The organism is Rhizobium sp. CBN3, assembly GCF_030518245.1.
Classification (GTDB): Bacteria; Pseudomonadota; Alphaproteobacteria; order Rhizobiales; family Rhizobiaceae; genus Rhizobium; species Rhizobium aethiopicum_A.
Genome location: NZ_JAULSE010000018.1, coordinates 106,620 through 114,329, shown reverse-complemented (window position 1 = coordinate 114,329; position 7,710 = coordinate 106,620). Strand labels below are relative to the sequence as shown.

Genomic DNA, 7,710 nt, shown 5'->3' with positions numbered 1-7,710 from the left:
GGTTCATCGACATCTTCACATTGGCAAGCTCGACACCCGTGCCATCCGGCTTAACCCGGATCTTCACGTTGTAGTCGACTACCCGCTTGACGGGCACGAGAATCTTCATGGCGAACCCCTTTATCCAAAGCGCGTCGCGATCTTTCAGATTCGCTTGGCTCGCGCTTTAACTCTTTGTTTTTACGTAAGCCGTTGTCGCAACCGCCGCACAGCTTTGCGCGACATGCTTTAGACAGCCGGCCGTCAATGCGACCGCTCAGCGAGCAACGCCCAGAAGGCGAAGAGCGGCATCTCCACCGATCTCATGGCATGTTTGATCCCGGGAATATTATAGAACGATCCGCCGATACCAGGCGAAAACCAATTCCCCTCCCCCTGCTGGAACTCTCCCTTGGACAGCACGAGATAGACTTCCTCCGGCGCATGGTCGTGATCGGGATAGCGCACATGAGGCGCCATCAACGTCACGCCGAACCACAGGTCACTTCGCTCCTCCAATCCACCCGGCCCGACGATCATGGCATTGGCATGCCCATCAACGAAATTGTCGCTGGCCGTGGTGTGGTCATACTTTGTGCGGCGACGCCATTCAAGCATTGGCTCGATGCCTTTGAACCCCTCGATCAATCGCGCCAGCGAAGCATAGGACGTATCGACCGCGAGCGCCATATCGAGGTGAGCGCAGACTGGTAACCGGCTTCCCCCTCCCGCGCGCGCAGTCCCCGGACGCTCCAGCGCCGCGAAGAACTGCCCGATCGAGCGACGGGCTTCCGGAGCCCTGGCGAACTGGCCGAAAGCGACCGAAGCGGCTTCCAGGAAGTGCTGGAGGCTTTTGTTGCGCAAACTCATATCATCCCCCCCGATCGGCCGACAGGCGGCCGCTCTGACAATCATATATCCTTCGCGATGCGCAGACCGTCATAGACAGCGGCATGCGTGTTGCGGGCAGCGACAGCGTCGCCGATCCGGAACAGCTGGAACTTGCCCTCGGGGTTGCGAACGACCGACTGGGGTTCTCCCGCGAGAAGCTGGTCGTGCGACATCTCACCGAGATTGCTGGATTTCGGCTTCAGCTCGAAATAGAGCTCATCCAGCGGGATTGTTCCGTGATTGACGACGATCTGATCGAAGCTGCTCTGCCTTGCAATCCCGCCATAATCGCTGCCGATATGGGCAACGAGCTGGTTGCCGCTTTTCTCGACGGCTTCCAGGCGATAGGTGACGGTGAAGGTCACGTCGTGCTTCTGGAGTGAGCGCATATAGGGCACCAGGTTCATGGCCATGACTTCGGGCGCGAACGATCGGTCAGGCGTCATGATCTCGACCTTGGCGCCTGCCTTGGCGAGGAATTCCGCCGCCTGGAGACCGGCATGGTCGCCGGCATCGTCGAAAACAAGCACATTGGTTCCAGGTTTCACATCGCCGGAGATGATGTCCCAAGACGAGACCACCAGCTCGTTGCCTTTGGTGAGCACCTCGGTATGCGGCAAGCCGCCTGTGGCGATGATGACGACGTCAGGATTTTCGGCCCCGATCGTGTCGGCTTCCGCCCAGGTGTTGAAGTGGAAGGTGACATCGTATTTCTCACACTGACTCATGCGCCAGTCGATGATGCTGATCATTTCCCTGCGGCGTTCGCTTTGGGCGGTGAGGCGGATCTGGCCGCCTGGATTGTTCGCCGCTTCGAAAACGACCACATGGTGGCCGCGCTCCCCCGCGACGCGCGCCGCTTCCAGACCGGCCGGGCCGGCGCCGACAATGACGACCTTCTTTCTGACGTCGGCCTTTGCCACGATATGCGGCATCGTCAGTTCGCGGCCCGTGGCCGCATTGTGGATGCAGTAGGCCGCCCCGCCCTGATAGATGCGATCGAGACAATAGTTGGCACCGACGCAGGGGCGGATATCCTCTTCCCGCTTCTCGATGATCTTGCGGACGATGTGCGGGTCGGTCATGTGGGCGCGGGTCATGCCGACCATGTCGACTTTTCCTGCTGCAATCGCATGTCGCGCCGTGGCGACGTCGGGAATCTTCGCCGCATGAAAGGTCGGGAAGTTGGTCGCGGCGCGGATTTCACCGGCAAAATCCAGGTGCGGTGAATTCGCCATGCCCTGGATCGGGATGACGTCGGTCAGACCGGCGTCGGTGTCGATATGGCCGCGAATGACGTTCAGATAGTCGATGAGCCCACTATCACGCAGCCGCTTCGAAATCTCTATGCCATCGGCCTGCCCGTTACCGCCGGGCAGACATTCGTCCGCCGTATAGCGCACGCCGAGGATGAACTCGTTCCCGACCCTCTCGCGGATCGCCCTGAACACATCGAGACAGAAGCGCATGCGGTTCTCGAGCGCACCCCCATAGGGGCCGTCGAGTTCGTTCGTGAGCGGCGACGCGAACTGGTCGATCAGGTGGCCATAGGCCTCCAGCTCGATTCCATCCATACCGCCCGCCTTCATCCGTTCGGCCGCATCGGCGAAATCCTTGATGATGCGGTCGATGTCCCAATCTTCCATCTTCTTCGGGAAAGCGCGATGCGAGGCCTCGCGATGATGCGACGGGGCGACGACCGGCAGCCAGTCGCCCTTGTCCCAACGCGTGCGCCGGCCAAGATGGGTGAGCTGGATCATGATCGCCGCACCCTCTTCATGCACGGCGTCGGTCATTTCCCTGATCCAGGGGACGATCTCGTCCTTATAGGCGAGCAAGTTGTTGAAGACGGGCGGGCTGTCCCGGGAAACCGCGGCGGACCCTGCCGTCATCGTCAAGGCCACTCCGCCCTTTGCCCGCTCCACGGTATAGGCCCGATACTTCTCCTTCGGCATGCCGTCCTCGGGATAGGCGGGCTCGTGCGAGGTTACGATGATACGGTTACGCAGCGTCAGATGCTTGAGCTGGTAGGGCTGAAGAAGAGGATCGTTCGACATGGGCCGTGGTTCCGGATTAAAACATCGGAGCAAACGCTAAGCGCAATGTACACATGTGTCAATCTTGAAAACAATAAGGTCGTTATTTTCGACACAACTGTACATTTTTCTTGTACGGAGCCGCGGAATTTGGTAGGAGAGAATGCATGGACCAGGCTCTAAACGACACCGGTTGGCGCGGATCGCAGGAGGGATGGCTGGAAGCAGCCTACCAGTCACTGCTGGAATCCGGCGTGGATTCAGTGAAAATTCTGCCGCTCGCAAAGAAACTCAATCTTTCGCGAACTAGCTTCTATTGGTTCTTCAAGGATCGGGAGGAGCTCCTGAGCGCGCTGGTGGCGCGATGGCGTGAGAAAAACACCGGCAATATCGTCAAGCAATCGGAAGCCTATGCGGAATCGTTGGCCGAAGCGATGCTCAACGTCTTCGATTGCTGGCTGAGCACCGATCTCTTCGACGCCAGGTTCGAATTTGCCGTGCGCAGCTGGGCGCTGCAGTCGGACGAGCTTCTGGCCGAGGTTCACAAGGCCGATCAGATCCGGCTGGAGGCGCTCAAACGCATGTTTATGCGGTTCGGGGTACCAGAAACGACATCGGATGTCAGAGCGCGGACAACTTATCTCGTTCAGATCGGGTACATTTCCATGCAGTCGAAGGAGGAACTCGCCGTCCGCATGAAACGGATTCCCGAATATATCGCGATCTACACGGGTGAAGTGCCACAGCAGAGGGAGCTCGACCGCTTCTTCGCGCGGCATGGCTATAGGCCCGGCTGAGGAAACCGAGATGAGCGTTTCCTTGAGGATCGGTATTATTGGCGGTGGCGGCTGGCTCGGCGGAGCCATCGCCGGCTCGATCCTTGATTCCGATCTGGTCGATCCTCGAAATCTCTGCCTCTCCTATCGCAGCCGGCAGCCCGACCGTTTCCCGGATTCCTTCTGGACCAAGGACAATCAGGAGCTTGCCGACCGCTCGGATGTGATCCTTCTCTCCGTCCGCCCCGACGACTGGCCGTTCGCCCTCGATGCTTCCGGCAAGCTCGTGATTTCCGTCATGGCCGGTATTCGCCTGGGCGCCCTTTCGGAGCGCCACAAGACAGGCCGCGTTGTCCGCGCCCTGCCGAATGCCGCTGCCGAAGTGGGGAAATCCTATACCCCCTGGATCGGCGCGAACGACATCACCAGAGATGATCGGGCCGTCGTCCGCGCGATCTTCGAAACCTGCGGATCTGAGGACGAGGTCGCAAGCGAAAGCGACATCGATTATCTCACAGGCCTTTCCGGCTCCGGGCCTGCATTCCCGGCGCTGCTCGCCGCCGCCATGATGCGCGACGCCGTTGCCCGCGGCCTGCCGGCCGAGGTTGCGCGCCGCGCCGTCAATACGGTGATGTCAGGCGCCGGCCGGCTGCTGGAGCGCGGTAACGAATGCCCCGACGACGTCGTTCAAACCTTTCTCGACTATCGCGGCACCACCGCGGCAGCCATCGAAGGCATGCGCGCCGCCGGGTTCGACGCTGCGGTGGCGGAAGGCCTATCGGCAGCATTCAAGAAATCGGTGAGTATGGGAGCTGCTTCCTGACGACCGTTGAGGGCGGGTACTGCGGCACCCCGCCTGGCCAGATCAGCCGCTAAATAGAGGGAACGAGAATGAAGAAACTACTTGCATCGACATGTTTGACGTTCGGCCTGATCGGCGGCGCGTCCTTCGCCAGCGCTGCCGAATGCGGCAGCGTCACCATCGCCAGCATGAACTGGCAGAGCGCCGAAGTTCTCTCCAACCTGGACAAGTTCATCCTGAACGAAGGTTACGGCTGCAGCGCCGACATCACCGTTGGCGACACTGTCCCGACGATCACCTCCATGGCCGAAAAGGGCCAGCCCGATATCGCGCCCGAAGCCTGGATCGACCTGCTGCCTGACGTCGTCAAGAAGGGCACTGAAGAAGGCCGCATCGTTCAGGTCGGCTCGCCGCTGCCGGATGGCGGCGTACAGGGCTGGTGGATTCCGAAATATCTCGCCGACGCCCATCCCGATATCAAAACGATCGGCGATGCGCTGAAGCATCCGGAACTCTTCCCCGATCCCGAAGATCCGAAGAAGGGCGCCGTCGTCAACGGCCCGCAGGGCTGGGGTGGCACGGTCGTCACCTCACAGCTCTACAAGGCGTTTGACGCCGAGAAGGCGGGATTCACCCTCGTCGATACCGGCTCTGCCGCCGGCCTCGACGGTTCGATCGCCAAGGCTTACGAGCGCAAGGAAGGCTGGGTCGGTTATTACTGGGCGCCGACCGCGCTGCTCGGCAAGTATCAGATGGTCAAGCTCGAAGCCGGCGTGCCGGAGGATGCCGCCGAGTGGAAGCGCTGCATCACCGTTGCCGACTGCCCCGATCCGAAGCCGGCAGCATGGCCGGTCGATCACGTCGTGACTCTCGTTGCCAAGCCTTTCTCCGAAAAGGTCGGCCCTGAGGTCATGGACTACCTGAAAAAGCGCTCCTGGAGCAACGACACGGTCAACCAGCTGATGTCATGGATGACCGATAACCAGGCGACCGGCGAAGACGGTGCCAAGCACTTCCTGAAAGAAAACAAGGACGTCTGGACCAAGTGGGTCTCGCCTGAGGCAGCCAAGAAGATCGAAGCTGCTCTCTAAGCCAAAATTGCGGTGCGCGAAAAGCGCACCGCTTCTCACGCGCCGACAAAAACAAAAAGACTGCCACGGCTCTTTGAAGAAAAAAGGGGAACCGAGATGGAATGGTTTTATAAATTCCCGCACATGAACGACGACGCGCTTCGAAATCTGAAGAAGGCGATCGACGACGGTTTTCGCGGATTTACCCGCAGCTATGGCGACGCCATCGAAAGCCTCTTCGTCCCGCTGCAGCATTTCCTCATCGCCGCCGAGCGCTTCATGACCCAAACGCCGTGGCCGATCATCACCCTGATCATCCTCGTTATTGCCTGGTTTGCAAGCCGCAGCTTGAAGATCGTCCTCGGCTGTCTGGTGACGCTGATGCTGATCGGCTATTTCGACATGTGGGACGACACGATGCGGACAGTCTCGATGATCTTCGTCTGCACGGTTCTTTCCATCGCCATCGGCATCCCGATCGGCATCCTGATGGCCCGCTCCGACCGGCTGCAGCGCGTCGTCAATCCGATCCTCGACGTCATGCAGACCATGCCGAGCTTCGTCTACCTCATCCCCGTCGTCATGCTCTTGGGTATCGGCAAGGTGCCTGGCCTGATCGCCGTCGTCATCTACGCCATCCCGCCGATGATCCGGCTCACCGACCTCGGCATTCGGCTGGTCGACAAGGACGTGCTTGAAGCTGCCGATGCCTTCGGGACGTCGAGATCACAGAAGCTCTTCAAGGTGCAGCTGCCGCTGGCGCTTCCCACCATCATGGCCGGCATCAACCAGACGATCATGATGGCGCTTGCCATGGTGGTCATCGCCTCCATGATCGGCGTCCAGGGCCTCGGCCAGCCGGTGCTCAAGGCGATCGCGAACCAATACTTCACGCTGGGCATTTTCAACGGCCTTGCCATCGTCGGCATCGCCATCATCTTCGACCGGGTCAGCCAGGCTTATGGCAAAAGGCTCCAGAAGCATCAGGAGACCGTCCATGGCTGAGCATCGTTTCGGCGGCATCAAGATCCGTCACCTCTACAAGATCTTCGGCCCCAATCCCGCCTCTTATGTCGAAGCGGTCCAGAAGGGCCTGACGAAGGTCGAACTCAACACAAAACACGGTCACGTCCTGGGCCTCAGAGATATTAATATCGAGATTCCCTCCGGCTGCATTCAGGTCATCATGGGCCTTTCCGGTTCGGGCAAGTCGACGCTCATTCGCCACATCAATCGGCTGATCGATCCGACATCCGGCGAAGTGCTGGTCGACGGCGTCGATGTCGTGAAGATGAACGAAGCCGAATTGCGGACGTTTCGTCGGCAACAGACGGCCATGGTGTTTCAGAAGTTCGCACTTCTGCCGCACCGCAATGTCCTCGACAACACCATCTTCGGTCTCGAAGTGCAGGGCATGGAGCGTGCGAAAGCCGTTGACATCGCCATGCGCTGGATCGAGCGCGTCGGGCTGAAAGGCTTCGAGCAAAAATATCCGAACCAGCTTTCCGGCGGCATGCAGCAGCGCGTCGGCCTGGCGCGGGCCCTTTCCAACGATGCGCCGGTGCTTCTGATGGACGAAGCCTATTCGGCGCTCGATCCTTTGATCCGCACGGATATGCAGACAGTCCTTCTCGACATCCAGAAGGAGATCAAGAAGACCATCGTCTTCATCACTCACGACCTTGATGAAGCGCTTCGCCTGGGCGATCAGATCGCCATCCTGCGCGACGGCGAAGTCATTCAACAGGGCACCAGCCAGGACATCGTGCTGCGTCCCGCGGACGACTATATCGCCAACTTCGTCAAGGAGGTAAACCGCGGCCGAGTCGTTCACGTCGAAGCCGTCATGACGCCGCTGCATTCCGCCACGATGGCGGGCGGCTTGACGATCGCATCGGGCACGACGGTCGAAGAGGCCGTCCGAATGCTGGCTTCGACCCCGGACGATGATGCCAGGGTGGTTTCCCCGTCGGGAGAAACATTGGGGCTTGTCACCTTCCGCCAGCTCGCCGGCGCAATGGTGAACTCGCAGGAGGTAGCCGCCCGACGCGACAGCACCCTGTCGGTCGCACTCTGAAATCTTCGCCTGCGGCCTCTCTCGGTTTGGCCGGGGGCAGCGACGTGCGGCGCGTCGCCACACACTGCAACCGGCAAAT

7 protein-coding genes and 1 pseudogene are annotated in these 7,710 nt (G+C 60.1%); 5 read left to right on the top strand and 3 right to left on the bottom strand.

The genetic code is table 11. The features are described 5' to 3' along the window. The 3 genes and pseudogenes from QWJ46_RS23770 to QWJ46_RS23760 form a co-directional block, all read right to left on the bottom strand. Window positions 1–109: pseudogene (locus QWJ46_RS23770) on the bottom strand (electron transfer flavoprotein subunit beta/FixA family protein); the annotation flags it as partial. Between the two features lie 134 nt (window positions 110–243). After that, the gene (locus tag QWJ46_RS23765) at window positions 244–849 is read right to left on the bottom strand and encodes a dimethylsulfoniopropionate lyase (protein WP_184460540.1); all 606 of its coding nucleotides are present in this window, start codon (window positions 847–849) and stop codon (window positions 244–246) included. A gap of 41 nt (window positions 850–890) precedes the next feature. After that, window positions 891–2,927, bottom strand: coding sequence for an NADH:flavin oxidoreductase (locus tag QWJ46_RS23760; RefSeq protein WP_302754211.1), 2,037 nt, complete (start codon window positions 2,925–2,927; stop codon window positions 891–893). 146 nt (window positions 2,928–3,073) lie between these two features. Here QWJ46_RS23760 and QWJ46_RS23755 point away from each other — a divergent pair, with 146 nt between their 5' ends. The 5 genes from QWJ46_RS23755 to QWJ46_RS23735 all read left to right on the top strand — a co-directional run bounded on the left by QWJ46_RS23755 (window position 3,074) and on the right by QWJ46_RS23735 (window position 7,631). Next, window positions 3,074–3,703, top strand: coding sequence for a TetR/AcrR family transcriptional regulator (locus QWJ46_RS23755; protein WP_302754210.1), 630 nt, complete (start codon window positions 3,074–3,076; stop codon window positions 3,701–3,703). A gap of 10 nt (window positions 3,704–3,713) precedes the next feature. Continuing rightward, window positions 3,714–4,505: a pyrroline-5-carboxylate reductase gene (locus QWJ46_RS23750; protein WP_302754209.1), complete on the top strand. Its 792-nt coding sequence runs from the start codon at window positions 3,714–3,716 to the stop codon at window positions 4,503–4,505. A gap of 68 nt (window positions 4,506–4,573) precedes the next feature. Next, window positions 4,574–5,575 (top strand): ABC transporter substrate-binding protein, encoded by a 1,002-nt coding sequence (locus QWJ46_RS23745; protein ID WP_302754208.1) that lies wholly within the window; start codon window positions 4,574–4,576, stop codon window positions 5,573–5,575. 96 nt (window positions 5,576–5,671) lie between these two features. Continuing rightward, entirely contained in the window at window positions 5,672–6,559 is an 888-nt protein-coding gene (locus tag QWJ46_RS23740) for a proline/glycine betaine ABC transporter permease (protein WP_302754207.1), read from the top strand. After that, a complete protein-coding gene (locus QWJ46_RS23735; RefSeq protein WP_302754206.1) occupies window positions 6,552–7,631 on the top strand; it encodes a glycine betaine/L-proline ABC transporter ATP-binding protein in 1,080 nt (359 codons plus the stop codon). The genes QWJ46_RS23740 and QWJ46_RS23735 overlap by 8 nt, the downstream gene beginning before the upstream one ends. Window positions 7,632–7,710 lie beyond the last annotated feature (79 nt).

Bases quoted from the DNA above. Each gene is read 5' to 3' on its own strand.
- QWJ46_RS23765 (WP_184460540.1), bottom strand. From the start codon at position 849: ATGAGTTTGCGCAACAAAAGCCTCCAGCACTTCCTGGAAGCCGCTTCG.
- QWJ46_RS23760 (WP_302754211.1), bottom strand. From the start codon at position 2,927: ATGTCGAACGATCCTCTTCTTCAGCCCTACCAGCTCAAGCATCTGACG.
- QWJ46_RS23755 (WP_302754210.1), top strand. From the start codon at position 3,074: ATGGACCAGGCTCTAAACGACACCGGTTGGCGCGGATCGCAGGAGGGA.
- QWJ46_RS23750 (WP_302754209.1), top strand. From the start codon at position 3,714: ATGAGCGTTTCCTTGAGGATCGGTATTATTGGCGGTGGCGGCTGGCTC.
- QWJ46_RS23745 (WP_302754208.1), top strand. From the start codon at position 4,574: ATGAAGAAACTACTTGCATCGACATGTTTGACGTTCGGCCTGATCGGC.
- QWJ46_RS23740 (WP_302754207.1), top strand. From the start codon at position 5,672: ATGGAATGGTTTTATAAATTCCCGCACATGAACGACGACGCGCTTCGA.
- QWJ46_RS23735 (WP_302754206.1), top strand. From the start codon at position 6,552: ATGGCTGAGCATCGTTTCGGCGGCATCAAGATCCGTCACCTCTACAAG.